Below are 25442 nucleotides of genomic sequence, written 5' to 3' on the forward strand. Positions count from 1 at the left end.
GACGCTACTCCTTCCGATACAAGATCATGCCGCCGTGATGCAGCACGCCGTCGATGAACGTGCCATCGGCGGTGAATCCGGTATCGTCCCAATAGTCGATGTGATGCCCCCGGACTTCGTAACGCCCCCGATACGCGCTCTCCCGGGTTCCACGCGCTTCGTCGTACCGGCCATTTGGAAGCAGCTTGTGACGGACATGGCCATCGGCTGTCACCCACATGCCTGCATAGGGATGGCTTTGAGCAATGATTTGCTGGTCGGGATTCATCTGGGCGAGACCTTTCTGCACGGGGACCGCGCCAAAGAGAAGCATGAGCGATGCAAGCAGGGAAAACGACGACGTCATGGCCGCTACCTTGTGGCCGTCGGCCGAATGACGATCTCGTTGACATCGACGTCGTCGGGCTGCTCGATGGCGAAGCGCACCGCGCGGCCGATCGCGTCCGGCTGCAAGGCGATCGCCCGGTAGGTCTTCATGGCTTCGGCCGCCAGCGGATCGGTGATGGAATGGGCCAATTCACTCTCGACCACGCCGGGATGAATGCAGGTCACCCGAATGTCGTCGTTCTCCTGCCTGAGGCCGTCGGAAATCGCCCGCACCGCGTATTTGGTCGCGCAATAGACCGCTGCCGTTGGCGCGACCGAGAGCGCGCCGACCGAAGCGATGTTAATGATGTGGCCGGAGCCTCTCGCGGTCATCTCCGGCAGCACCGCGGCGATCCCGTGGAGCACGCCCTTGATGTTGACGTCGACCATGCGGTCCCATTCGTCGACCTTGAGGGAGGCCATCAGCGAAAGCGGCATCACGCCGGCATTGTTGACGATCACGTCGACGCGTCCCCAGGCTTGTCGCGCCGCCTCGGCAAAGGCAGCGACATCGTTACGGTCGGTGACGTCGAGGCCGCGGATCCTGGCCTCCCCACCGTGCGCGGTGATCTCCTCGGCGAGCGCCTCCAGCCGGTCTGTGCGCCGCGCGCCGAGCATGACTTTCGCCCCGGCGGCGCCGAGTTCTCGGGCAATCCCCGCGCCGATTCCGCTTGATGCGCCGGTAATGAGGACGGTCTTGTCGAGGGGCATGCTTGTCTCCTGTTCCTGGATTGACCGCCGCCTTGCGTCGGTTGCCAGGAAGATAGAATTGCCCCATTGTCGCGTTAAGACAGCCATTTCTTGACGCTATGGAAAGCCACGCTAACCAATGGATCTCAACGCGCTCTCCGTTTTTGCGCTTGTCGCCGAGGAGCGGAGTTTTCGCGCCGCCGCCGACCGGCTGGGTGTCACCCGCTCGGCCGTCAGCCAGACGATCAGGCGGCTGGAAGAGACCATCGGCATAGCGCTTGTGCGGCGCACGACGCGCAGCGTCAGCCTCACCGAGGCGGGGGAGCGGCTCCGCGCCGAAATCGCGCCGGCCATTGCGGACATGCGTGCCGCGGTCGAGGCCGCCGGCAGCTTGCGTGGTTGCCCGCGCGGGCAGTTGCGGCTCGCCGTTTCGTCGATCGCGGAGGGCTTCCTGTCGGGGCCGCTCCTGGCGGCCTTCGCCGAGGCCAATCCGGAGGTTCAGATCGACATCACGGTGACGGACGATGAATTCGATATCGTTGCCCAGGGATACGATGCCGGCGTCAGGCTGGGCGAAGTCATCGAGCAGGACATGATCGCGGTTCCCGTTGCCGGTGACGAGCGGCAGCTGGCTGTCTGCGCGCCAGCCTACCGCGATCGATTTGGTGAGCCTGCGCATCCGAGCGAGCTTGCGGCCCGTCGCTGCATTGGTTGGCGTCCCGCTCCCGGGGTTGCGCCCTACCGATGGGAATTCGCGGTCGACGGCAAGGAGTTCAGCGTCGCCGTCGCCCCGGAGATCACGACAAACGACATGACGTTGATGATCAGGCTCGCTGTCGCCGGCGCCGGCATCACCTTCGGCATGGAACGGAGCTTCCGTCCCTGGCTCGACCGGGGCGAGCTGGTGCCCATCCTGGAGTCCTATTGCCCACGCTTTGCCGGCTTCTATCTCTATTATCCCGGCCGCCGCAACTTGGCGCCGAAGCTGCGCGCGCTTGTCGATCACCTGCAGCGCTTCAGATAGCGTCGTGGGATCGTTGGCGGGTCTCGAAAAATCGATTCAAGCGATACGTTTCCTAAAGGGTTTGCTGCCAGTCTCGAAAATAAACTCCGACGACAAAGCAGGGACGAACAGGGACACCGATGCAAACTCCGTTTGGCACCGGTCAGGCAAACAGGGAAAGCACGGATCTGGCGTTCACCGATCCGTTGACCGGGCTTGGCAATCATCGCCGCTTCTTCGACAAGGTCGACCGCCTGATCAGCGACCGCGCCGACGATCCCGCGCCCTTCACCGTCGGCATTCTCGACCTCGACGGCTTCAAGCCGATCAACGATCTGTTCGGCCACAAGGCCGGCGACGACATCCTGATCCAGGTCGCCATGCGGCTGCGTGCCTCGATGGACGGCCATTCGACGGTCTGCCGCATCGGTGCCGACGAATTCGCCTTCCTCTACCCGCTGGTGTTCTCGGAGGATGCGGCGGCTGAAAAATCCCGCATGCTGATCGAGATCCTGTCGGCGCCCTATGATGTCGGCGAGCGCACCGCCAGGCTCTCGGCCTCGGTCGGCTGCTCGCTGTTCTATTCGGGCGACGAGACCACCGAGATCCTCATCAACAAGGCCGAAACGGCGCTCTACCATGCCAAGCGTTCCGGCCGCGGCCGCGTCGTCGTCTACACCCGTGAGATGGAAGAGGCTGCCAAGCGCGTCACCCGCATCGAGCAGGCGCTGCGCCGCGCCGTCTCCGCCGGCGAGGTGGAGCCGCATTTCCAGCCGATCGTCGACCTCACCACGCGCCGCACCATCGGCTTCGAGACGCTGGCGCGCTGGACCGATCGCGATCTCGGCGCGGTGCCGCCGACCGTCTTCATCCCGATCGCCGAGGAGCGCGGCATCATTGGGCCGCTGTCGCAGCTGGTGCTGCGCAAGGCGACCGAAGCCGCCAGGAGCTGGCCGAAGGACCTGTTCCTGTCCTTCAACCTGTCGCCCTCGCAGCTCGTCGACCAGAACACCGGCCTGCACATACTGGCGATCCTCGACCGCACCGGCTTCGATCCGCGCCGGCTGGAGATCGAGATCACCGAAACCGGCCTGATGAACGACCCTGCCTCGGCCGCGCAGATCGTCGAGGATCTGCGCCGCGTCGGCATCCGCGTCTCGCTCGATGATTTCGGCACCGGCCAGTCCTCGCTCGGCCGGCTGCGTGAATTCCATTTCGACAAGCTCAAGATCGACCGCGCCTTCGTCGCCTCCATTCTCGAAGACCGGCCATCCGAGCACATCATCCGCGCCATCCTCGCCATGTGCGAAGGGCTCGGCATGGACGTCGTCGCCGAAGGCATCGAAGAGGAGGCGCAGGCCGACCGGCTGGTCCAGTTCGGTTGCGCCGGCGGACAGGGCTATCTGTTCGGCAAGCCGGCCGATGCCGATGCCACATTGGGCTACCTCCGTGATTCCTTCCGTGGCGCCCTGCGCGCCAAGGCGATCTGAACGGCGAAAAACGGTGCTGCCCACAATGTGGCGACAGCCGCTCCGCTGGTCGAGCGGCGCACCATCGCCTTTTTGTCAGACATAAGCCCGAAAATGCGTCTTTTCGCCCTTGCCCGCCGGACGTGTCTGGCTAGGATGCGCGCCGGTTGACCCGGGAGACGAAAATCATGATGCCATCGGCGCGGTTTGCCGACCTCGAAGGCGCTTCGGTGCTGATCACCGGCGGCGGCTCCGGCATCGGCGCGGCGTTGACCGAAGGGTTCATGCGCCAGGGCGCCAAGGTCGCCTTCATCGACATCGCCGATGCGCCGAGCATCACGCTCGCCGACCGCATCGAGAAAGAGCTCGGCCGGCGTCCGCTCTACCTCAAGACCGATCTGCGCGACGTCGAGGCCTTGCGCGCTGCAGCCGCCCGGGCCGCCGACGCGCATGGCGACGTCACCGTGCTGGTCAACAACGCCGCCTGGGACGAACGCCATGAAGTCGAGGACGTCACCGTCGAATTCTGGGACAACAATCTCTCCATCAATCTCAGGCCGCATTTCTTCACCGCGCAGGCGGTGGCATCAGGCATGAAGCGGGCCGGCGGCGGCTCGATCATCAATTTCACCTCGACCTCCTACCTGATCAACCATCCCGACATGCCGGCCTATACCGCTGCCAAGGCGGGCATACTCGGCCTCACCAAGGGGTTGGCAGGCAAGCTCGGACCCGACCGCATCCGCGTCAACGCCGTCGCGCCCGGCTGGGTGATCACCGAGCGGCAGCAGGAGCGCTGGGTGACCGAACAGGCGCTCGCCGCCCATGTCGCCAAGCAGTGCATCAGGGACGTCATGCGGCCGGACGACATGGTTGGCACGGTGCTGTTCCTGGCCTCGGACGCTTCGCGCATGTTGACCGCGCAGATGCTGATCGTCGATGGAGGCTTCCTGTGAGCCCAGCCGGCAACGTTCCGGCGGTAGCCGCACTCGATTGGGGCACGACCCGGCTCCGGGTCTGGCTGATCGACGGCGCCGGCAAGGTGCTTGCCGAGCGTCGCGGCGACGACGGCCTGATCACCGCGCGCGAAAAGGGCTTCGCCAACGTTCTGGAGAGCCATCTGACGGCGATGGGTGCGCCGGAGGAATTGCCCGTCATCATCTGCGGCATGGCCGGTTCGCGCCAGGGTTGGCTCGAGGCGCCCTATGTCAGCGTGCCGTCGCCGCTCGGCGCCATTCTCGGCGGCGCCGCCCGTGTGCCTGATCAGAAACGTGACATCCGTATCGTTCCCGGCCTTGCCCAGCGCCTGGCCGACGCGCCCGACGTCATGCGCGGCGAGGAAACGCAGTTGGCCGGCGCCGGCCTGCCGGCCAAGGGCCGCCATCTCGTCTGCATGCCCGGTACCCATTCGAAATGGGTGCTGGTCGAGGACGGCGCCGTCACCGGCTTTGGCACCTGGCCGACGGGCGAGCTGTTTTCAGTGCTTGCCGCGCACTCGATCCTGCGCCATTCGCTGGGTGAGCATCCCAGCCCGGTTGCTGGTGACAATCCGTTCTTCCGCCGCTGGTGCGAAATCGCACTGGGCGAGGGTGGTGACGTCACCTCGCGGCTGTTTGCCATCCGCGCCGCCGGCCTGCTCCAGGATTTGAAGGCCGATGATGCGGCCGCCTGCCTGTCCGGCCTGCTGATCGGCGGCGAGATCGCCTCCGCCCGGCGCCGGCATGGCGCCGGCGCGACATCGGTGGTGCTGGTTGCCTCGGGCGCGCTGGCCGTGCTCTACCAGGCCGCGCTCGGCCTTGCCGGGCTTGGCCTGCGCACCGTCGACGCCGACGAAGCAGTACGCGCCGGGCTGATCGAAGCCGCGCGCGAGAACGGCATGATCGTCAGAACCGGAGCAGCCCTGTGAGCCAGACCGCACCTTTTCCCAAACTCAAGCGCGGCCTGGTCGCCATCCTGCGCGGCCTGAAGCCCACCGAGGCGATCGCCATGGGCCAGGCGCTGTTCGACGCCGGCATCGAGGCGATCGAGGTGCCGCTCAACTCGCCCGAACCGTTCTCGTCGATCGCCAGGATTGTCGAAGTGCTGCCGAAAACGGCCCTGGTCGGCGCCGGCACCGTGCTGACGGCGGCCGATGTCGACAGCCTGCACCGGGCCGGCGGTCGATTGCTGGTCAGCCCCAACATCGATGCCGAGGTGATGGGCCGCGCCAAGACGTATGGCATGGTCACCATGCCTGGCGTGTTCACCCCTACGGAAGCTTTCCAGGCGATCCGGCTCGGCGCTTCGGCGCTGAAATTCTTTCCCGCCAGCGTGCTCGGCGCATCGGGCATTTCCGCGATCCGGGCCGTACTGCCGGCGCAGACGCTGGTCGGCGCGGTCGGCGGCGTTTCGGACAAGGATTTTGCCGGCTACAAGGCGGTTGGCGTGACGGTGTTCGGGCTTGGCTCCAGCCTGTTCAAGCCAGGCATGAGCGTCGACGACGTAGCGGCGCGCGCACACGCCGCCGTCGCTGCCTGGGACGCGGCATTCGGAGACGCATGATGAGCGATGTTTCGGTTTTCTCCGACCATGTCTGCGAGCTCGGCGAAGGGCCAAGCTACGATCCCGCCACCGATGCGTTGTTCTGGTTCGATATCGTCAACGGCCGGCTCCTGGAGAAATCCGTGGCCGGCGGTGCGCTGAAGATCCACGAGCTTGGCCAGATGGCGAGCGCCATCGCCATCATCGACGACAAGCGTCAGCTGATCGCCACCGAGACCGGCCTCTTCGTCCGCGACGTCGCGACCGGCCGGATGACGCTGCATACGCCTGTCGAGGCCGACAATCCCCTTACCCGCTCCAACGATTCCCGTGTCCATCCCTGCGGCGCCTTGTGGATGGGGACGATGGGCAAGAGCGAGGCAAAGGGCGCCGGTTCGATCTACTGGTTTTTCAAGGGCGAACTGCGCAAGCTATTCTCCGGCATCACCGTGTCGAACTCGATCTGTTTCTCCGGGGATGGCGCGCTCGCCTATTACACCGACACCTCGACCGGCCTGCTGATGCGCGTCGCCTGTGATCCGGCGACCGGCCTGCCCGCTGGAGAACCAAATGTGTTCGTCGATCACCGCTCGTCCAAGGGCTATGTCGATGGGTCGGTCGTCGACCACGATGGCGTGCTGTGGAACGCCGTCTGGGGCGGCAAGGCGGTCAAGGCCTATTCGCCCGACGGCACATTGTTGCGCGAAATTGCGATGCCGGTGACGCAGCCTTCCTGCCCGGCTTTTGTCGGCGCGAAGGCGGACCGGCTGGCGGTGACGTCGGCCTGGAAAGGCAAGGACGAGAAGCAGCGCCAGCTCGACCCGCAGGCCGGCATGACGTTCGTCCTCGACATCAAGGTCAACGGCCGCTTCGAGCCACGCGTGCTGATCGCCTGAACGAAGGTGGCCGATAAACGTCCTCGCCGGCGTTGTCACGCAACCGTCCGGGACGGTCGGTTTCGCGAAAGCCCACGGCATGCGCCGTGCGATGCTGGGCGATCACATAGCCGGGATTCAATCATCGCATGTCCAGCCGCAGGCCAGAACTGATCCTCGTCCACGAGCCGGAGAAGGCTTGCTTCGAGCGCCTGGTCGCCGACGGCTATGCGCCGAAGCGTGCCGCCGAGATTTCGTCCTACCTGGCGCAGTCGACCGACCTCGCGCCCGAATTCGACACGCTCGCCGCAGCCTGTGACAGCCGCGGCCTCGCCTTCGCCGCGGTGGAGCTGGACGATGCCGCAAGCGCGCTCACCGGAGCCGATCCGGCCACGACGCTGGTCTGGACGCTGACCGACGGCATCGCCTATTTCCGTGGCGGCGCCGCACCCGCGCTGGCGCGGCTCAACGGCCTGAGAACGATCGGCGCGGACGATTCGCTGTTCGCGCTCTGCCAGGACAAGTTTCGCTCCGGCGCGGTGCTTGGCGCCCTCGGCCTGCCGGCGCCGCAGGCGGGACTTGCCCGCAATGGAAACTGGCTGGTCGAGCCGCCGGCCTCCGCTGCCGGCTGGTTCGTCAAGCCCAACAGGCTCGGCGCCAAGATCGGCATCTGGCCGGATTCGCGCGTAGCCGATCTCGGCCACGCGCTGGAGCTCAGCCGCCGTGTTTTCGCGGCCTATCGCGACGATGTCGTCGTCCAGCCCTATGTCGCCGGCCGCAATGTGCGCGCCAGCTTCCTCGGCCTGACGCCGGAAACCGGCGTCGAGGCGCTTGGCGTCGCCTTTGTCGAGTCAGGCGCGGACTTCCAGACCATGGCGGACAGCCTGGCGCTTTATGGTGACACCGGTGAGGCGGCGAAGACTGCCGGGCACTATGCCGAACCCGAACTCGCTCCAGTCGCGGACAGCCAGCCGGTGGCCGATGCGAGGATCAGGGTGATCGCCGAACGGCTGATCAGCGGGCTCGGCCTGCGCGACGTGTTTTCCATCGACCTGCGCGTCGAGGCAGATGACACGGTTCATCTCATCGAGTTCGAGGTCTGCCCCGGCCTGCCGTGCTTCGATTTCCGCGCCTACTGCCGCCAGCAATGGGCGCTGGGCCTGACCGACGCGATGGCGGAAACCGCCGCAAGCCGGTTGCGCCCATGACGTCAGGGATGGCGGCGCGACACCCCCTCGCAATCGGCATCCGACGGCTAAGCAAGGAGCGACGCGGCGCGGACATGCCGTGACTTCGATCCGTTGCGACGGTGCGGAATTCCGCTCGGCCGCCCCCGGACCTAAATGCCTTCGACCAGCACGATCTCGCCGTCGGCGACCTTCTGGCGGATGGCGACCGCGCGCTGATACTCCGGCGAGTGATAGCAGTCATGCGCGGCGGCGAGCGATGGAAATTCGATGATGACATTGCGCGCGCGGCCCTGACCCTCGGCTTTCTCGTGTTCACCGCCGCGGGCGAGAAAAGTCGCGCCAAAGCGCTCGAAGGCCGGCTTGGCGGCCGCGACATAGTCCTTGTAGCCTTCGGCGTCGCGCACATCGACACGTGCGATCCAGTATCCCTTGGGCATTCTCTTTTCTCCTATCGTGCTGGCTCGTCAGGCCGAGCGCATTTCTTCCAGAATGGCCTCGGCCGCCGCGCGCCGGTCGCTTGCCGCGACGATCGGCCGTCCGACGACCAGATGGCTGGCGCCGTTGCGGACCGCCTGCGCCGGCGTCACAACGCGCTTCTGGTCGCCATGGTCGCTGCCGGCCGGCCGGATGCCGGGCGTCACCACCGCCATGTCCGGGCCGACGATGCGGCGCACCGCTTCGGCTTCCGCGGCCGAGCAGACGATACCTCCCATGCCGGCATGCAGCGCCTGTTCCGAGCGCCTCAGCACCAGCGTGTGCGGGTCATATTCATAGCCGACATCGATCATGTCCTGCTCATCCATCGAGGTCAGCACGCTGACGGCGAGCAGGCAAAGCTCGCTGCCGCGCGCTGCCTCCACCGCCGCCTGCATCGCCTTGGGATAGGCATGGATGGTCAGCATGGTCATGCCCATCTTGACGATGTTCTCGACGCCCTTGGCCACCGTGTGGTCGATGTCGAGCAGCTTCATGTCGAGGAAGATTTTCGTTCCGCCGCTGGCCAGCTCCCTGGCAAAGTCGAGCCCGCCGGCAAAGGCCAGCTGATAGCCGATCTTGTAGAAGGAGACGACGCCGTCGAGCTCGCGCACCGCCTGCTCGGCCTCCTTCACGGTCGGCACGTCGAGGCCGACGATCAGTCGCTCTTGCATGGATTGGGCCTGCATGGAATGGGCCTGCATGGTTGCGGCGGTCACACCTCGACCCTGGTCGACAGCATGCGCGAGGTCTCGATCAGCGTGCGGCATAGGTGCTCCATCGATTTGTGCAGTCTTTCGTCACGGAAATGGCCGTCCCCGTCGAAGGCGTCGCCACCCTCCGGCACCGAGCATTCGGGCGTCACCACCTCCATCTGGCAGCGCACCAGCACGGCGCGCAGATGGTTGATGCAGCGTATACCGGCGAAGTGTCCGTTGGAGGACGAGCAGAGGCCCGCGACCTTGCCGGCAAGCGGCCTGACCGATCGGCCGCCATCCCGTCGCACCCGGCTCACCCAGTCGATCGTGTTCTTGAGCAATGGCGGGATCGAGCCGTTATATTCGGGCGTCGCGATCAGCAGCCCGTCATGAGCGGCGATCAGCCGCGCCAGCTTCTGGGCGTTTTCGGGGACGCCTCTTTCCATTTCCAGGTCTTCGTCGAGGATCGGCAAGGGATAGTCTGCGAGCGAAACGCGGGTGACCTCGGCGCCCTGCACCGCAAGTTCCTTCTGCGCCACGTCGGCGGTCCTGCCGCTATAAGCGCCTGTGCGCACCGAGCCGGCGAAGACGAGGATTTTCGGGATCACTGCCATTGGCCAACCTTGTTCTGGGACACGTACAGCCAAGGTTCGATCAAATCAACGCATCGGCGCCATAAAACGCTCGGTATTGGCCGAAGCCCCCGACTTCGTCATCCCTGGGCGAAGCAGGAGCGAAGCTCCGTCGCGGAGACCCCGGGATCCATTCCGTGACCTTGGACGTAGAGTGCAGCGGAGCAGAATTCTTCTTCGCCGCGGCACGTCGAGGTCGCGGCATGGATCCCTTGGGCTGCGAAGCAACTCCAGGGGTCTGCGCCGCGTCGCTGCGCTCCTTGCTCCGCCCGTGGATGACGAAATGAGGGATGTTTCGGCCAATCGCCAAGCTATGCAGCCAGCATCAGGAACCGCGAACGGCTCAGCGCGTCCGCTAATGCGCTTCGCGCCGGTAGATCCACAGCTGCGTCGGCGGGATGTTGCGGAAGATGAAGTCGAAATGCTTGACCGTGTAGTCGCCGCGGCCCGCCGGGATCGGCGACATCGGACCATAGGTCAGCTGGACGATCGGCCGTCCGGCCGGGATGCGATCGAGCAGGCTTTCGATATAGGCGATACGCTGGGCGACCGGGAAGTTGAGCAGCGGCACCCCGGAAACGACGCTATCGAAGATCATCCCGCGCCTCTCGCCAAGCGTGGCGTTGAGGTTGAAGGCATCGCCCTCGATGACGTTGACGCCGGGATAGAGCTGGCGCAGATGGCGCACGAAATCGGTGGAATATTCGACCGCGTAGAGGTTTTCGGGCCGCACGCCCTGGGCGAGGATGGCGCGGGTGATGACGCCGGTGCCGGGACCGACCTCGAGCACCGGCAGGCCGGACTTCGGGTTGACGATCGAGGCCATCTTGCGCGCGGTGATCGAACTGGTCGGAACGATGGAGCCGACGGTCTTCGGCTTGTCGATCCAGCCCTTGAAGAATTTGAGTTCGTCGTCGAACTTCTCGGCAAACGCCTTCCGCAGTCCGTGACCACGTGCCATGCAAGCTCTCCTCAGCGCGCCCCTTGGAAGCTACTTAACACCTGGGTGACGCAAGGCAAGGCACGGCCATGCCTATGTCGTGGATAAGATAGCTTTGGTCGCGTCTCAACGTTCGCCGAAAGACTCGAAAAAGTCCTTCATGCGAGCGAAAAAGCCGCTCGATTGGGGCGAATTGTCCTGCGAGGAGAGTTGTTCGAACTCCTCCAGCAGCTCGCGCTGGCGGCGCGACAGGTTCTGCGGCGTCTCGACCGCGGTCTGGATGTAGAGGTCGCCGACATTGGGCTGGCGCAACACCGGCATGCCCTTGCCCTTGAGGCGGAACTGACGTCCGTTCTGCGTGCCTTCGGTGACCTTCACCTTGGTCTGTGTGCCGTCGAGCGTCGTCACCTCGAAGGAGCCGCCAAGGGCCGCCGTCGTCATCGAGATCGGCACCTTGCAATAGAGGTCGGCACCGTCGCGCTGGAAGAATTCGTGCGGCTTGACCGCCAGGAAAATATAGAGGTCGCCCGACGGCCCGCCGCGCAGGCCGGCCTCGCCTTCATTGGCCAGCCGGATGCGGGTGCCGTCCTCGATGCCGGCCGGGATGTTGACCGAGAGCGAGCGCTCCTCGGTGACGCGGCCCTGGCCTGCGCATTTCGGGCACGGGTCCTTGATCGTCTGGCCGCGGCCCTGGCATTGCGGGCAGGTCCGCTCGATCGAGAAGAAGCCTTGCGTGGCGCGCACCTTGCCGTGGCCGTTGCACATCGAGCAGGTAACCGGCTGGGTGCCGGGCTTGGCGCCGCTGCCGGAGCATTCCGTGCAGGATATCGAAGCCGGCACGCGGATTTGCGCGGTCTTGCCCGCGAAGGCTTCCTCCAGCGAGATTTCCATGTTGTAGCGCAGGTCGGCGCCGCGCTCTCGGCCACCGGAAGAGCGGCGCTGGCGGCCGCCCATCATGTCGCCGAAAATATCCTCGAAGATGTCGGCGAAGCCGCCGGCGCCAAAGCCTTGCGCGCCGCCATTCATGCCGCCCTGCTCGAAGGCGGCGTGACCGAAACGGTCATAGGCCGCGCGCTTCTGCGGGTCCTTCAGCGTCTCATAGGCTTCGTTGATTTCCTTGAACTTGTGCTCGCAGGAATGATCGCCGGGGTTGCGGTCGGGATGGAACTGCATGGCGAGCTTGCGAAAAGCGCTCTTGAGCGCCTTCTCGTCGGCGCCCTTTTGCACGCCCAGCGTTTCGTAGAAATCAGCTTTCATTTTTTCCCGCAGTCCGGATCAACGTCTTGATGCATTGTTGCGTCGTTTGCCGGCATGTTGTCTCGATTTAGGATCGGTGCCGCCCGGATGCCAGTGCCGGTGTGCGCCTGTCCGGGTTTTTCTGTTATTTTTTCCGCGAGGGTTGCAAAAAAGCCCGGCCTGCGCCGGGCTTTTCGCATTATCTTGCCGTCAGGCCGTTCAGGCCGACTTCTTCTTGTCGTCGTCCTCGTCGATTTCCTCGAAATCGGCATCGACCACGTCGGAGTCCTTGGCCGCATCCGCCTTGGCGTCGGCTTCCGCCGCTTCCTTCTGCGAGGCCTCGTACATGGCCTGGCCAAGCTTCATGGAAGCTTCGGCGAGCGTCTGGCTCTTGGCCTCGATGTCGGCCGGGTCGTCGCCCTCCGCAGCGGTCTTGAGCGCCGCGATCGCGTCCGAAATCGCCGTGCGCTCGGCCTCGGAGACCTTATCGCCATATTCCTTCAGCGACTTCTCCGAGGAATGCACCAGCGCTTCGGCCTGGTTGCGGGCCTCGACAACGGCGCGACGCTTCTTGTCGGTGTCGGCATTGGCCTCGGCGTCCTTGACCATCTTCTCGATGTCGGCGTCCGAAAGACCACCCGAGGCCTGGATGCGGATCTGGTGCTCCTTGCCGGTGCCCTTGTCCTTGGCCGAGACGTTGACGATGCCGTTGGCGTCGATGTCGAACGTGACTTCGATCTGCGGCACGCCGCGCGGCGCAGGCGGAATGCCGACCAGGTCGAACTGGCCGAGCGCCTTGTTGTCGGCGGCCATTTCACGCTCGCCCTGGAAGACGCGGATGGTCACGGCCGACTGCGAATCCTCGGCCGTCGAGAACACCTGGCTCTTCTTCGTCGGGATGGTCGTGTTGCGCTCGATCAGCCTGGTGAACACGCCGCCCAGCGTCTCGATGCCGAGCGACAACGGCGTCACGTCGAGCAAAAGCACGTCCTTGACGTCGCCCTGCAGCACGCCGGCCTGGATGGCGGCGCCGAGTGCGACGACCTCATCCGGGTTGACGCCCTTGTGCGGCTCCTTGCCGAAGAACTGCTTCACGATCTCCTGGATCTTGGGCATGCGGGTCATGCCGCCGACCAGGACCACTTCGTCGATCTCGCCAGCCTTCAGGCCGGCATCCTTCAGCGCCGCCTTGCACGGTTCGATGGTGCGCTGGACGAGATCCTCGACCAGGCTTTCGAACTTGGCGCGGGTCAGCTTCAGCGTCAGGTGCTTCGGGCCGGTCGCGTCGGCGGTGATGAAGGGCAGGTTGATCTCGGTCTGCGTCGTCGACGACAGCTCGATCTTGGCCTTCTCGGCCGCTTCCTTGAGGCGCTGCAGGGCAAGCTTGTCGGCCTTGAGGTCGATGCCCTGTTCCTTCTTGAACTCGGCCGCCAGATATTCGACCAGGCGCATGTCGAAATCCTCGCCGCCGAGGAAGGTGTCGCCATTGGTCGACTTCACCTCGAACACGCCGTCGCCGATTTCCAGCACCGAAATGTCGAACGTGCCGCCGCCAAGGTCATAGACGGCGATGGTCTTGCCTTCCTTCTTGTCAAGGCCGTAGGCGAGTGCCGCGGCCGTCGGCTCATTGATGATGCGCAGCACTTCGAGGCCGGCGATCTTGCCGGCGTCCTTGGTGGCCTGGCGCTGGGCGTCGTTGAAATAGGCCGGAACGGTGATGACCGCCTTCTCGACCTTCTCGCCGAGATAGGCTTCCGCCGTTTCCTTCATCTTCTGCAGGATCATGGCCGAGATCTGGCTGGGCGACTGCTTCTTGCCGCCGGCCTCGACCCAGGCATCGCCATTGTCGCCCTTGACGATCTTGTAGGGGACAAGCTTCTTGTCCTTCTCCGTCACCGGATCGTCATAGCGGCGGCCGATCAGGCGCTTGACCGCGAAGATGGTGTTTTCAGGATTGGTGACCGCCTGGCGCTTGGCCGGCTGGCCGACGAGACGTTCGCCGTCGCCCGAGATGGCGACGATGGAAGGCGTCGTGCGCGCGCCTTCCGCATTCTCGATCACCTTCGGTTCCTTGCCATCCATGATGGCGATGCAGGAGTTGGTGGTGCCGAGATCGATACCGATTACTTTTGCCATTTTTCTAGTCTCTCCGCTAAGCAGGCTCTCAGGACCCGGTAAAGGCGTTCCGATGAAAGCCCCTGTTCACAAGAAATCCCGTCCGGCCACCGGTTGTCCGGCGCCGCACGGCTTGGCGCGTATATAAGAACAGGCGGCATCGCGCGCAAGCATTCTGCGCAAGGCTTCCATGAACCTTTCCACGCCGGCCAGCGACTGATGTCCAGGTGCCGCATGGTGCGGCCCCGGAAAGGAAGCCCCCATGACCAGCAACCCAGAGACTCCGCGGTCTCCGGGACCAACAGGAGCTCGGCGCGACCACCGCCTTCGGGACGGGGTCGATGCGCTGGGCTTTCCGCTGATTCCGTTGACCCTGCGCAGGAGCAGGCGTATCGTCACTATGAGGAAAGCAGACAATTCAATCAGGGAAGAACGAGCCGGACCGCCGCGACTTGCCCTGATTTGTGCGGCAAGTCCGGACGTCTCTCCCCTGGACTACGGGGGTAGTGTCATGTCTCGCATCCGCGGCTCGTTCGTGCCTTCTTCAGAGTTAGACGGCCGCTTGCGCGGTGCCTTGCAGGCCACAGGCTTGCTGGCTCTCGCGCTTGCCGCCAGCCTGTGGCTGGGCGGCGCGGCCAGGGCGCAGGAAACCCAGATCATTTATCCCGGCTCGATGGCGGTCACCGGCTTTCCCGGCACCATCATCCCCAATTTCGACGAGGGACTGCCGCCCGGCGTCGATCCGGTCGACGAGACCTTCATAGACACCTCGCGCGCCACCTTGCGCGTGTTCGACGTTTCGCACCTGGGCGGTCCGGCCTCCGGCCAGCTCGTCTTCACGCCGCCGCCTTTCGAGGTGACGGCAGGCCAGATCGGTGAGGTGTTCGGCCTCACCTACGATGACGGCGTGCGCGACGGTGTGCCGTCCGGCATTCCCAACCTCTATGCCGCCGCCACGTCGCTGCATGGCATCGAGATCGTCACGCCGGACGCCGACAAGGACGGCAGGCCGGAGCGGCAGCGCCGCGGCACGGCGGGCGCCACTTTCATGGATGGCCAGTTCGGCACCGAAAACGGCGGCGGACCGGGCACCATCTGGAAGATCGACGGCATCACCGGCCAGGTCGCCAAATTCGCCGATATCGACACCAACAGCGGTCCCGGCATCGGCAATCTCACCTTCGATCCCGTCCACCGCCAGTTCTTCGCCTCCGATCTCGACACCGGCCTCATCCATCGCATCGACGCCAACGGCAGACTGATCGACACTTTCGACCACGGTGTCGCCGGCCGCCCGGCGCACGGACTGGCCCCGGTCGCCGACGATGGCGCTATAATGGACATACAGGGCGCGGCCTTCGACACCGAAGACCCCGACAGCTGGGGCTACACCCAGGATGAGCGCCGCGTCTGGGCCGTCTCCTATCATGGCGGCCGGCTCTATTATTCGGTTGGCGAAAAGTCGGAAATCTGGTCGGTGGGCATTGCCCGCGACGGCACCTTCGCCGGCGATCCACGCTGGGAACTGACGGTCAAGGCCGACAAGGACTACGCCGTCACCGACATTGCCTTCGACAACAGCGGCTTCATGTATCTCGCCCAGCGCGGCCCGGTCGAAAACCGCTACGACTACAGCCGCTTCGCCGATTCCGGCAAGGGCGAGGTGATCCGCTACTTCAGAGAGAATCCCGACGATCCCTCGACGGAATCGGTCTGGGTCGAAGCGCCGCAGGAATATGCTGTCGGCTTCCCGCAGGGGAACCGGCAGTCGGCCGGTGGTCTCGACCTGCAATATGGCTACGATGCCGACGGCAATCTCGACACCTCGGTCTGCACCCAGACCTTGGTCAACACCGGCGACAAATTGCGCGACAACCCCGAGCTTGCCGAAAAACTCGCGGCTGGCGGGCCGCTTGCGGTCCATGGCGTGCAGATCACGCCCAAGGACTTGGTCAAGCCGGCCAACGTGCCGCCCTTCGGCTCCTGGTTCGTCGATTTCGACGGCTATTTCGAGGATCCCGAAGTGGAAGGCCATGTCGGCGACGTCGCCGTCTGGCATCCCTGCGAGGGCCGTGCCGGCTATTACGAGGAAATACCGGGCGGCTATGAGCCTCCCTTCTACCCGCCGGACTTCCCACCGCCCGGCAATCTGCCTCCGTGTCTCGATGTCGAGGACGTGCAATTCTACTGCACGCCGCGCGGCCTCGAGGCCGATCTCTATCTCCATGACCATGCCGGCTTCGGCGGCGATTCGATCAAGGTCCAGTCCAGGACGCCAGGCGTCGGGGTGACCTCACCCATGTCGCATGCGCCAGGCAAGCCGTACACGATCGACATCACCGGCCACTATCCGGGCGACAGAGTGGATGTCGGGCTGTGCTTCTACAGGAAGTCCGACAAGGACAAGGGTGGCTACTACCCTTGCTGCAAGATGACCTTGCCGGTCCGCACCCCAGCCGTCAGCTGCGAACGTTGAGGAGGCAAAGATGACCATTCTTGCCCCATCCCCGCTCGCGACCAAAACGCAAAAAACCGTCATGGAGACGATCATGAAACCCCTGTCATATGCCAGGCGCGGTGCGCGCTGGCTGATGGCGGCTGGTATCGCGGTCGCCCTTGCGCCCGCATTGCCGGCATCCGCCGCCCAGACCGTCCAGGCAGTCACCAGCCCGGATGTGCAGCCGCTGCAGCTCGACAATCCGCGCATCATTAACCCGGAACCCGGACGTGTCGTGCCGTTCTTCACCAAGACCGGTGGCCAGCGCAGCTGCGACTATGTCTTCTACACCTTGACCTTCGGGCTGCGCGGCAATCCGCAAGGTTTTGCCAATCCGGGCCTCGAGGCGGCGCTGAAGAAAGCCAAGCTCGACTTCAAGGACCAGCTTCCGCACGGTCTTTCGATCGTCAACGTGACGGTCTCCGGCGACGGCACCGATGCATCGGGCGGGGCCTTGCCGAGTGCTGTCATCAGCAATTCGACCGGCCCCAACGACACCGCAACGGTTTCCGATTTCCGGATTTCCGCCAGCGATCTCGATGGCTCGGGCGCACCGAACGAACGCGTCATCACTTTCCGCATTACGGCAAAGATCGACCACGCCGCGTTTCCGGCGCCGGTCAATGTCGACAACCAGGGCCTGATCAAGGTTACCTCCGGCCTCAGTACGGGCACCCTCATCCCGTCGCAGGATCCGGGCAAGCCGGATGACGGCAACATCGCGACCGGCGAAAAGACCTCGATCCGGATCGACCTCACCAAATGCGACAGGCAACCTCCGCCTCCAACCGACCACGAATGCTTCAAGGTCGAGCGCGGCACGGTCGACTGCGTGCCCGGCGGCGGCGCCTTCATCTATCACATGCCTGTCGGCCCGGAGATGGGCGGCAAGTGGGTGCAGGTTTCGACGACCTCACCAGGCATCACCATCATCCCCGACACCCAGAAGGTGCCGGTGGGCGGCGGGGTGCTCAACTGGAAGATCGTCGGCGCTTCACCCGGTGACGCCATCCATCTCGTCGTCACCGGCATCGAGACCTATGCCGGACCGAAGGAAGGCTGGGGCCTGTGCTGCACGCAAACCATCGACATCATCATCCCGCGCGACCAGAGGTGCCCGCCCAAGGACAAGGAGCCGGACCTCAAGGTTGAAAAGCATGCAGATGTCACACGTTGCACGATGGGTGGCGGCTGCGTCTTCACCATCCGGGTCACCAATGTCGGCACCGCGCCCTACAACGGCAAGATCGTGCTCGACGAGGTGACGCTGCCGGCCGGCTCGACGCTCGATTCAGGGCCCAATCCGCCCTGGGTCTGCGCGCCGGGTACCACCCCGATGACGTGCACCTATCCGGTGACCACGCTCAATCCGGGGGCCTTTGTCGACCTAAAGCTCGGCTTCAAGCCGGCCGGAGGCTGGCAAGGCAGCGTGCTGCGCAACTGCGCCACCTACAATTACGGCGCCAGCGGCAAGCCGCTGTTCGGCAGCCAGGCCAATGACCGTGGCTGTGCCTCGATCCCGATCTGCCGCCGCGGCGACCGCAACCCGGAGTGCCAGCCGCCGGTCGACAAGAAGGTCGACCTGATCCTCAAGAAGCGTGCCCGCACCGAAGTCTGCACCGCCGATGGCGTCTGCACCTTCATCATCGACATCATCAACAACGGCGCATCGACCTATAACGGGCCGCTGATCGTGATCGACAACTACCCAAGCGGCGCGCCGACATCCTCGACCTTCGGGCCGAGCCCACCCTGGACATGCGGCCCGAACGGCCCCGGCCAGTTCCGCTGCGACAATGCCGGCATATCGCTGCCGGCGGGCGCCTCGACGCCGATCTTCGTCAAGGCGGTCGTGCCGGCCGGCTACCGGTCCGACACGGTCGAGAACTGCGCCGAGGTCAAGGCCATCCCCGGTGAGGTCGACCTCACCAACAACAAGGCCTGCGCCAAGGAACGCATCCGCCATCCCAACGGCGGCCAGCCGACCTTGCGCATCACCAAGGTGTGCAGCGGCTCGCTCGCCGGTGCGGCCGCGGTTTCCTGCCGCATCACCGTCAGCAGCGTCGGCACCGCTGCCCCCACCGGTCCGGTGCGGGTCAACGATGCCACCACGCTGGTGTCGGGCGGAGCGCCCGTGCAGATCCAGACCGTCACCCCCGACGGCGCGGAATGGGCGTGCGGGCCGGTTCCGGCCAACGCGTTGTCGTGCCAGATACCAGGCGCCGTCATGACGCCCGGAACCTCCAGGCACTTCGACGTGACGGTCTCGGCCAATGGCGAGTTCGAGAACTGCGCGCGCGGCTCCTACGGGCCGGCGCAGGGCGACGATGTCGTCTATCCGATCGGCCAGGCCTGCGCCAAGGGCGGCGGTCCTTCGACGATCCGTGTCGAAAAGACCGGCGACCGCGAATGCCGCGTCGGCCAGCCCTGCTCGTTCGACATCACCATCACAAATGACGGAACGAGCCCCTTCTCGGGTCCGGTCCGCATCGGCGATGCGATCGGCGTGGAAGGGCTTGGCCGGCTGGAAGGTGTTGCGATCACCTCGATCGACCCGCCTTTCGGCTGCTCGCCGGAGCCGACGACCTTGCCGGCCTCCTGCATCGCCAACCTGACGCTCGGCGCCGGCGAAAGCCAGTCGCACCGTGTGACGGTGGTCATCCCCGACGATGGGCGTCTTGCCAACCTGCAGGGCAACGTCAGTGGCCAGAACTGCGTTGGCGTGCTCTCTCCCGACACACGTGTGCAGGGCGGCGGCGATGTGCTGTCCAAGGATGCGACCAACGTCCAGGGCGATCGCGGCAAGGCCTATGCGTGCCATCCCTTCATCATCACGCATGAGGTGAAGAATGAGTGCTCGCCGGGCTTTGTCATGAACGACGCCGGCCGCTGTGTCTGCCCGGAAGGCACCACCTTCCGCAACGGCCAGTGCACGGGCGGCGGCACCAACGTTCTTCCGTTGCCACCGCCACCGCGCTGCGTGCTGCTCGAAGGCCAGATCCGCACCGAGGACGGACGCTGCGTCTGTCCGCGCGGCACGGAGCTGGAGAACGGAAAATGCGTCAGGACCGACAGGCCCGAGCAGTGCACCATCCGTGGTCAGGTCCACGACGCCGACGGCTACTGCGTCTGCCCGCGCGGCACCGAGCTGCGGGACGGCGCCTGCCGTCAGATCCGGCCAAAACCGCAGCAGTGCCGCATCCCTGGCCAGTTCCGCAACGCCGATGGCGACTGTGTCTGCCCGCAAGGCACCGAGGTGCGCAACGGCGCCTGCCGCCCGGTCCGGCCGAAGCCCGAGCAGTGCACCATCCGTGGCCAGGTCCACAATGCGGACGGGGACTGCGTCTGCCCGCAAGGCACCGAGGTGCGCGACGGAGCCTGCCGCCCGGTCCGGCCGCAGCCTGACCAGTGCACCATCCGTGGCCAGGTCCACGACGCCAACGGCAATTGCGTCTGCCCGAGGGGTACCGAGGTGCAGGGCAACGCATGTCGTCGACCAGGTCCAGTGCTCCAGCAGTGCGACATACGCGGCCAAGTCCACAACAAGCGCGGCGAATGCGTCTGTCCGCGTGGGACCGAGGTGATCGACGGCGCATGCCGCAAGCCCAGGCAAGAGAGCGAATGCGCGCCGGGCTCGCAGATGGTCAACGGCCAGTGCCAGCCGATCTTCAGGCGACACTGCCCGGAGGGTACGATCGGGCGGTATCCGAACTGCCGGCCGATACGCGGGCAGCCGTCGCTGCAGCTCGATCCGGGCCAACTGCTGCAATTGCTGCCGCAGCGCAGGCAGCAGATCGACCAGCAACAGGATCCGGTTCCTAACAGGGTCCTGAAGCTCCAGCAGCAATAGCCATCTGCGCGATGCCAAACGAGAACCCGCCGGAGCAATCCGGCGGGTTTTTCTTCACGACCCGCGCGGGCGGCGATTGGCGGCCCAGGACCAACGCGCGCCGCCACGTTACCCCTGCCTGTGGAACCGCCGTACTTGCGCCCTCGACAAGTCGCCGGGAGCGCTTTAGGCAGTCGGTTCGGAGCGCCCGTATGAAAAGGGCGCCCGGAAAGGCCGCGAGATGAGCAAAAAAACCTTGATCGCACCGTCGGTGCTGGCATCGGATTTCTCGAAGCTCGGCGACGAGGTCGAGGCGGTGGCGGCGGCAGGTGCCGACTGGATCCATCTCGACGTGATGGACGGGCATTTCGTGCCCAACATCACCTTCGGCCCGCCTGTCATCAAGGCGATCCGCAACCGCACCAAGGCCTTTTTCGACTGCCACCTGATGATCGCGCCCGCCGATCCCTACCTCGCCGCCTTCGCCGAGGCCGGCTGCGACGGCATGACGGTGCATGCCGAGGCCGGGCCGCATCTCGACCGCTCGCTGCAGACCATCAGGAACCTCGGCAAGAAGGCCGGCGTCTCGCTCAATCCGGCGACGCCCGAAACAATGATCGAATATGTGCTCGACCGGCTCGATCTGATCCTGATCATGACCGTCAATCCGGGCTTCGGCGGCCAGGCCTTCATCCCGGGGATCATCGACAAGGTGAGAAGGGTCAAGGCACTGATCGGCGACCGGCCGATCCGCATCGAGATCGACGGCGGGGTCTCGCCGGAAACAGCCCCGTTGGTCACATCGGCCGGCGCCGACGTGCTGGTGGCGGGTGCTGCCATCTTCAAGGGCGGCAGCGTCGAGGCTTACCGCACCAATATCGAAGCGATCAGGACTGCGGCCGACAAGGCTGCCGGCTAACACAGCGCGGTCATCCGGCTTCAATTCCAACACGCCGGCTTTGTGCGATCACCACCCTTCAGCGTAGGCACGCCCGAATCAGGCCGCCCGGGAGGCCTGATTCGGCGCGTTGTTCCTTGTCTTTGCGCGCGACAGAAAGATGCTCGCACGGGCACAGGAGAAACAGATGTTTGTGCGTGCATACAAAACACGTTAAGTTTCCACTGGTTGTAGAGATATTCGAATTCCCGCGATCGGCGTGCGGATTGGGTATATTTCTTTGTTCTAAAGTACAATAGCGCGATCTTCTGCTTGAGCGGCTGGAGCGTGGCGCTGTATGGTACTGGTACAGAAGGGGAATTTTCGGACTCGAATTGCCCAAGACGACAGTTGGGGACAAGGAGTCGCTTTTGACATACGGAGTTGCCAATCTGAACGACGACGGGCCCGGAGCCAAGAGTACGCTTGCCAGCACGGTCTATCATCAATTGCGTGATGATCTTCTCGCCGGCGCCCTGGAAACCGAAAGCAAGCTGCGCGTCGAGTGGGTCGTTTCCAAGTATGGCGCCGGCGCCTCTCCGGTTCGTGAAGCCCTCAATCGCCTTGCCTCCGAAGGTCTCCTCGGCCGCCATGACCAGCGCGGCTTCTTCATCATGCCGGTCACTGCGGCCGAACTCGAGGAGCTGACGCGCACCCGTTGCTGGCTCGAGGAGCGGGCGCTGCGCGAATCCATTGCCCACCGCACCGCCGAATGGGAAGAACAATTGGTGCTGGCGCTGCATCGCCTGGGGCGTGCCTCACGTCTTTTGCCGCAAAGCAGCTCGTCGCTCAATCCGGACTGGGAGAAATTGCACCGCACCTTCCACCGGGTGCTGATCTCGGCCTGCCGGTCGCACTGGCTGGTGGGCTTCTGCGACCAGCTTTCCGATCACGCCTACCGCTATCGCCAGATGGCCAATGACGGCGAGAGCGTCCAGCGCGACGATTTCGCCGAACACCGGCTCATTGCTGAAAATGCGCTGGACGGAAATGCAGACGGCGCCGTCCAGGCCCTGATCGATCACTACCAGCTGACCGCCGCCATGTGCATGGAACGCTTCAAGCAAGGCGAGACGCCAAAGGCCGCCGCCGGTCCGGGTCAGCGCGCCCAGCGTTGACGGCTGTCTGACCGTCGCGCTCCGCTGTCCCATCTCTCGAATCTTTTCGGTAGACGCCGGGCAGCCGTTTGCGGCCTTGACGGCCGGGCCGGGAAACGCGAACGCTTCGCCGCGTGCCGACCCGCGGCCGGCGTCGACATTGCCGTCACCCACAATTGCGTCACCCCAGGAAGATTTCATGAGCAATCATCTGTTCGATGCATTCCGGTCCCGGATGCCCTCGCCTGGGCATCTGTTGATGGAAACCGATGATGGCCGCACGCTCACCTATGGCGACATGCTGGCGCGATCGGCGCAGCTCGCGCATGCGCTGCTGCAAATGGATGTCGCGCCCGGCGACCGGGTTGCCGTGCAGGTCGAGAAGAGCCCGGAGATGGTTTTGCTCTATCTCGCCTGCGTGCGCGCTGGCGCCGTCTTCCTGCCACTCAACACCGCCTATACGCTGGCCGAGCTCGGCTATTTCTTCGACGATGCGGCACCCCGGGTGATTGTCTGCGATCCGGCGCGGTCGGCGGATATCCGTGGGATGGTCGAGCCGTCCGGTGCCGTCGTGGTCACGCTCGACCGCAATGGCGAGGGATCCCTTGCGGACCAGGCATCGCGGCAGTCCTCCGATTTCCATGATGTCGAGCGCGGCGCGGACGACCTTGCGGCGATCCTCTACACGTCGGGAACGACCGGCCGCTCGAAAGGCGCCATGCTCAGCCACGAGAATCTCGCCTCGAATGCCCGGGTCCTGGTCGAGCGATGGCGCTTCACCGGGGATGACGTGCTGATCCACGCGCTGCCGATCTTCCATACGCACGGCCTGTTCGTCGCCACCAATGTCGTCCTGATGGCCGGCGCCTCGATGCAGTTTGAGCAGAAATTCGACGCCGGCCGCGTCGTCTCGCTGCTGCCGCGCGCCACCGCCCTGATGGGCGTGCCGACCTTCTATACCAGGCTGTTGCAGCAGGAGGGGCTGGATCGCGAGGCTGCGAAGACCATCCGCCTGTTCGTATCCGGTTCTGCGCCGTTGCTGGCCGAAACGCACAAGGCATGGCGCGAGCGTACCGGCCACGCCATCCTCGAGCGCTACGGCATGACCGAGACCAACATGAACACCTCCAATCCCTATGAGGGCGAGCGGCGCGCCGGCACGGTCGGCTTCCCCTTGCCCGGCGTGTCGCTGCGCATCGCCGATCCCGACACCGGCAAGCCGCTTGCCCAGGGCGAGGTCGGCATGATCGAGGTCAAGGGGCCGAACGTGTTCGGCGGCTACTGGCGCATGCCGGAAAAGACCAGGGCGGAATTTCGCGCCGACGGCTTCTTCATCACTGGCGATCTCGGCACCATCGATGCCGACGGCTATGTCCATATTGTCGGTCGCGGCAAGGACCTGATCATCTCAGGCGGTTACAACGTCTATCCGAAGGAGCTCGAAAGCGAGATAGACGCGCTCGACGGCGTCCTGGAAAGCGCCGTCATCGGCCTTGCCCATCCGGACTTCGGCGAAGGCGTCACCGCTGTCATCGTGCGCTCGCCCGCTTCGCGTATCACCGCGGCCGAAATCCTCGACGCCATCGCCGGCCGCATGGCGAAGTACAAGCACCCGAAACGGGTGATCTTCGTCGACGAACTGCCGCGCAACACGATGGGCAAGGTACAGAAGAACTTGCTTCGCGACAGCTACAAGGATCTCTATGTCTCCGCCAAGGCCGGCTAGGCAGAAACCCGCCCCGGCGAGGACGCCGGTTCAGCTTGTGTACAAGAGTTCGACGACATGGTCGGCGATCGCCAGGCTCGCCGTCAGGCCGGGGCTCTCGATGCCGTACAGATTGACGATCCGGCCCGCGCCATGATCGGCTGGACCCTGGATCATGAAATCGGCTGAAGCCTGGCCCGGGCCGGACAGCTTCGGCCTGATGCCGGCATAGGCCGGCTGCAGGGCATGATCGGCAAGATCAGGCCAATAGCTGCGGATCGCCTCGTAGAAGACAGTGCTTCGCTCGGGGTCGACCGTGTAATCCACGCCGTCGATCCATTCGACGTCGGGACCAAAGCGCGCATTGCCGGCAAGGTCGAGCGTCAGATGGACGCCGAGACCGCCCTCGACCGGGACCGGATAGATCAGCCGCGAAAAGGGCGACTGCCCGGGAAGCGCGAAGTAATTGCCGCGCGCCAGCCACTGCCGGGGGATGAGGTCCCTTGGAAAACCCTCGATCCGGCCGGCCACCGCCTGCGCATCGAGGCCCGCTGCGTTGATGAAAGCGCCGGCCTCCAAGGCGAAGGTCTCGCCATTGGCATCGCGCGTGTCGATCCGGATCCGGCCGGCTTCGTTCGTCGCGCCGGCAACGCAAGTGAGGAAAGCCAGGGATGCGCCTGATGCCTCGGCGTCGCCGCGCAGCGACAGCATCAGCGCATGGCTGTCTATGATGCCGGTCGACGGCGACAGCAGCGCGGAGGCGCAGCTCAGCGCCGGTTCCAGGCGCTCGGCCTCGCCGCGCGTCAAAAACTCAAGATCGTCGACCCCGCAGCGCCTGGCATTGGCCGCGATCGCCCGCAGCCCGTCCGCCTGGCCTGGCTCGCTGGCGACGATCAGCTTGCCGGCGCGGCGATGGCCGATATTGTGTTCGGCGCAGTAGGCGTAGAGAAGCCGGCGGCCTTCGAGGCAGAGCCGGGCCTTCAGGCTGCCGGGCGCATAATAGAGCCCGGCATGGATGACTTCCGAATTGCGTGAACTGGTGATGGTGCCGATCGCGTCGGCCTTTTCGATCACCACCACCTCGCGGCCCGACAAGGCAAGCGCCCTGGCGACGGCAAGGCCGACGACGCCTGCTCCGGCGACGACACAATCGATTGTCTGCATGGCCT

At 65.0% G+C, this 25442-nt stretch carries 21 protein-coding genes; 12 read left to right on the forward strand and 9 right to left on the reverse strand.

Annotation, left to right across the window (positions count from 1 at the left end; translation table 11 throughout):
* Window positions 1-4: 4 nt before the first annotated feature.
* Window positions 5-346 carry an Atu4866 domain-containing protein gene (locus EN850_RS09530; protein WP_127871118.1) on the reverse strand — a complete coding sequence of 114 codons (342 nt, stop codon included), beginning with the start codon at window positions 344-346 and terminating at the stop codon, window positions 5-7.
* A 5-nt stretch (window positions 347-351) separates the two neighbouring features.
* Window positions 352-1077, reverse strand: a complete 726-nt coding sequence (locus EN850_RS09535) for an SDR family oxidoreductase (RefSeq protein WP_127871119.1) — start codon at window positions 1075-1077, stop codon at window positions 352-354.
* A 118-nt stretch (window positions 1078-1195) separates the two neighbouring features.
* Here EN850_RS09535 and EN850_RS09540 point away from each other — a divergent pair, with 118 nt between their 5' ends.
* The 7 genes from EN850_RS09540 (at window position 1196) to EN850_RS09570 (ending at window position 8131) form a co-directional block, all read left to right on the forward strand.
* Entirely contained in the window at window positions 1196-2080 is an 885-nt protein-coding gene (locus EN850_RS09540; RefSeq protein WP_136091101.1) for a LysR family transcriptional regulator, read from the forward strand.
* Between the two features lie 119 nt (window positions 2081-2199).
* On the forward strand, window positions 2200-3549 hold the full coding sequence (locus EN850_RS09545; RefSeq protein ID WP_135883834.1) for an EAL domain-containing protein: 1350 nt from the start codon (window positions 2200-2202) through the stop codon (window positions 3547-3549).
* A gap of 167 nt (window positions 3550-3716) precedes the next feature.
* Window positions 3717-4484: an SDR family oxidoreductase gene (locus EN850_RS09550; RefSeq protein WP_136091102.1), complete on the forward strand. Its 768-nt coding sequence runs from the start codon at window positions 3717-3719 to the stop codon at window positions 4482-4484.
* Window positions 4481-5434 (forward strand): 2-dehydro-3-deoxygalactonokinase, encoded by a 954-nt coding sequence (locus EN850_RS09555; RefSeq protein ID WP_136091103.1) that lies wholly within the window; start codon window positions 4481-4483, stop codon window positions 5432-5434. The genes EN850_RS09550 and EN850_RS09555 overlap by 4 nt, the downstream gene beginning before the upstream one ends.
* The gene (locus EN850_RS09560) at window positions 5431-6069 is read left to right on the forward strand and encodes a 2-dehydro-3-deoxy-6-phosphogalactonate aldolase (RefSeq protein WP_135883831.1); all 639 of its coding nucleotides are present in this window, start codon (window positions 5431-5433) and stop codon (window positions 6067-6069) included. Before EN850_RS09555 ends, EN850_RS09560 begins: the two co-directional genes overlap by 4 nt.
* Window positions 6069-6944, forward strand: coding sequence for an SMP-30/gluconolactonase/LRE family protein (locus EN850_RS09565; protein WP_136091104.1), 876 nt, complete (start codon window positions 6069-6071; stop codon window positions 6942-6944). Before EN850_RS09560 ends, EN850_RS09565 begins: the two co-directional genes overlap by 1 nt.
* Before the next feature lie 128 nt (window positions 6945-7072).
* Entirely contained in the window at window positions 7073-8131 is a 1059-nt protein-coding gene (locus EN850_RS09570; RefSeq protein WP_136091105.1) for a D-alanine:D-lactate ligase-like protein, read from the forward strand.
* A gap of 131 nt (window positions 8132-8262) precedes the next feature.
* Here the strand turns inward: EN850_RS09570 and EN850_RS09575 are convergent, their stop codons facing one another.
* From EN850_RS09575 to dnaK, 6 genes are all read right to left on the reverse strand, one after another.
* On the reverse strand, window positions 8263-8550 hold the full coding sequence (locus EN850_RS09575; protein ID WP_127871122.1) for a DUF1330 domain-containing protein: 288 nt from the start codon (window positions 8548-8550) through the stop codon (window positions 8263-8265).
* A gap of 27 nt (window positions 8551-8577) precedes the next feature.
* Entirely contained in the window at window positions 8578-9291 is a 714-nt protein-coding gene (gene pyrF / locus EN850_RS09580) for an orotidine-5'-phosphate decarboxylase (RefSeq protein ID WP_167531400.1), read from the reverse strand.
* Window positions 9292-9302: 11 nt separating this feature from the next.
* Entirely contained in the window at window positions 9303-9899 is a 597-nt protein-coding gene (locus tag EN850_RS09585) for an NADPH-dependent FMN reductase (RefSeq protein WP_127871123.1), read from the reverse strand.
* 373 nt (window positions 9900-10272) lie between these two features.
* Window positions 10273-10878, reverse strand: coding sequence for a phospholipid N-methyltransferase PmtA (pmtA, locus tag EN850_RS09590; RefSeq protein ID WP_127277748.1), 606 nt, complete (start codon window positions 10876-10878; stop codon window positions 10273-10275).
* A gap of 105 nt (window positions 10879-10983) precedes the next feature.
* Window positions 10984-12114 (reverse strand): molecular chaperone DnaJ, encoded by a 1131-nt coding sequence (gene dnaJ / locus EN850_RS09595; RefSeq protein WP_127871124.1) that lies wholly within the window; start codon window positions 12112-12114, stop codon window positions 10984-10986.
* Between the two features lie 198 nt (window positions 12115-12312).
* Window positions 12313-14229: a molecular chaperone DnaK gene (dnaK, locus tag EN850_RS09600; RefSeq protein WP_127277750.1), complete on the reverse strand. Its 1917-nt coding sequence runs from the start codon at window positions 14227-14229 to the stop codon at window positions 12313-12315.
* A 241-nt stretch (window positions 14230-14470) separates the two neighbouring features.
* Between dnaK and EN850_RS09605 the strand changes: the two genes are divergently transcribed.
* The 5 genes from EN850_RS09605 (at window position 14471) to EN850_RS09625 (ending at window position 24294) form a co-directional block, all read left to right on the forward strand.
* Window positions 14471-16684, forward strand: a complete 2214-nt coding sequence (locus tag EN850_RS09605) for a hypothetical protein (RefSeq protein ID WP_189591041.1) — start codon at window positions 14471-14473, stop codon at window positions 16682-16684.
* Between the two features lie 10 nt (window positions 16685-16694).
* A complete protein-coding gene (locus tag EN850_RS09610) occupies window positions 16695-20555 on the forward strand; it encodes a hypothetical protein (RefSeq protein ID WP_136091107.1) in 3861 nt (1286 codons plus the stop codon).
* A 220-nt stretch (window positions 20556-20775) separates the two neighbouring features.
* On the forward strand, window positions 20776-21453 hold the full coding sequence (gene rpe, locus EN850_RS09615) for a ribulose-phosphate 3-epimerase (protein WP_136091108.1): 678 nt from the start codon (window positions 20776-20778) through the stop codon (window positions 21451-21453).
* A 389-nt stretch (window positions 21454-21842) separates the two neighbouring features.
* The gene (locus EN850_RS09620) at window positions 21843-22589 is read left to right on the forward strand and encodes a GntR family transcriptional regulator (RefSeq protein WP_127275346.1); all 747 of its coding nucleotides are present in this window, start codon (window positions 21843-21845) and stop codon (window positions 22587-22589) included.
* A gap of 178 nt (window positions 22590-22767) precedes the next feature.
* The gene (locus EN850_RS09625; protein WP_136091109.1) at window positions 22768-24294 is read left to right on the forward strand and encodes a malonyl-CoA synthase; all 1527 of its coding nucleotides are present in this window, start codon (window positions 22768-22770) and stop codon (window positions 24292-24294) included.
* 30 nt (window positions 24295-24324) lie between these two features.
* Here EN850_RS09625 and EN850_RS09630 read toward each other — a convergent pair whose 3' ends face one another.
* Window positions 24325-25437: an NAD(P)/FAD-dependent oxidoreductase gene (locus EN850_RS09630; protein WP_136091110.1), complete on the reverse strand. Its 1113-nt coding sequence runs from the start codon at window positions 25435-25437 to the stop codon at window positions 24325-24327.
* Window positions 25438-25442 lie beyond the last annotated feature (5 nt).

The organism is Mesorhizobium sp. M8A.F.Ca.ET.207.01.1.1 (assembly GCF_004794715.1).
Taxonomy (GTDB): domain Bacteria; phylum Pseudomonadota; class Alphaproteobacteria; order Rhizobiales; family Rhizobiaceae; genus Mesorhizobium.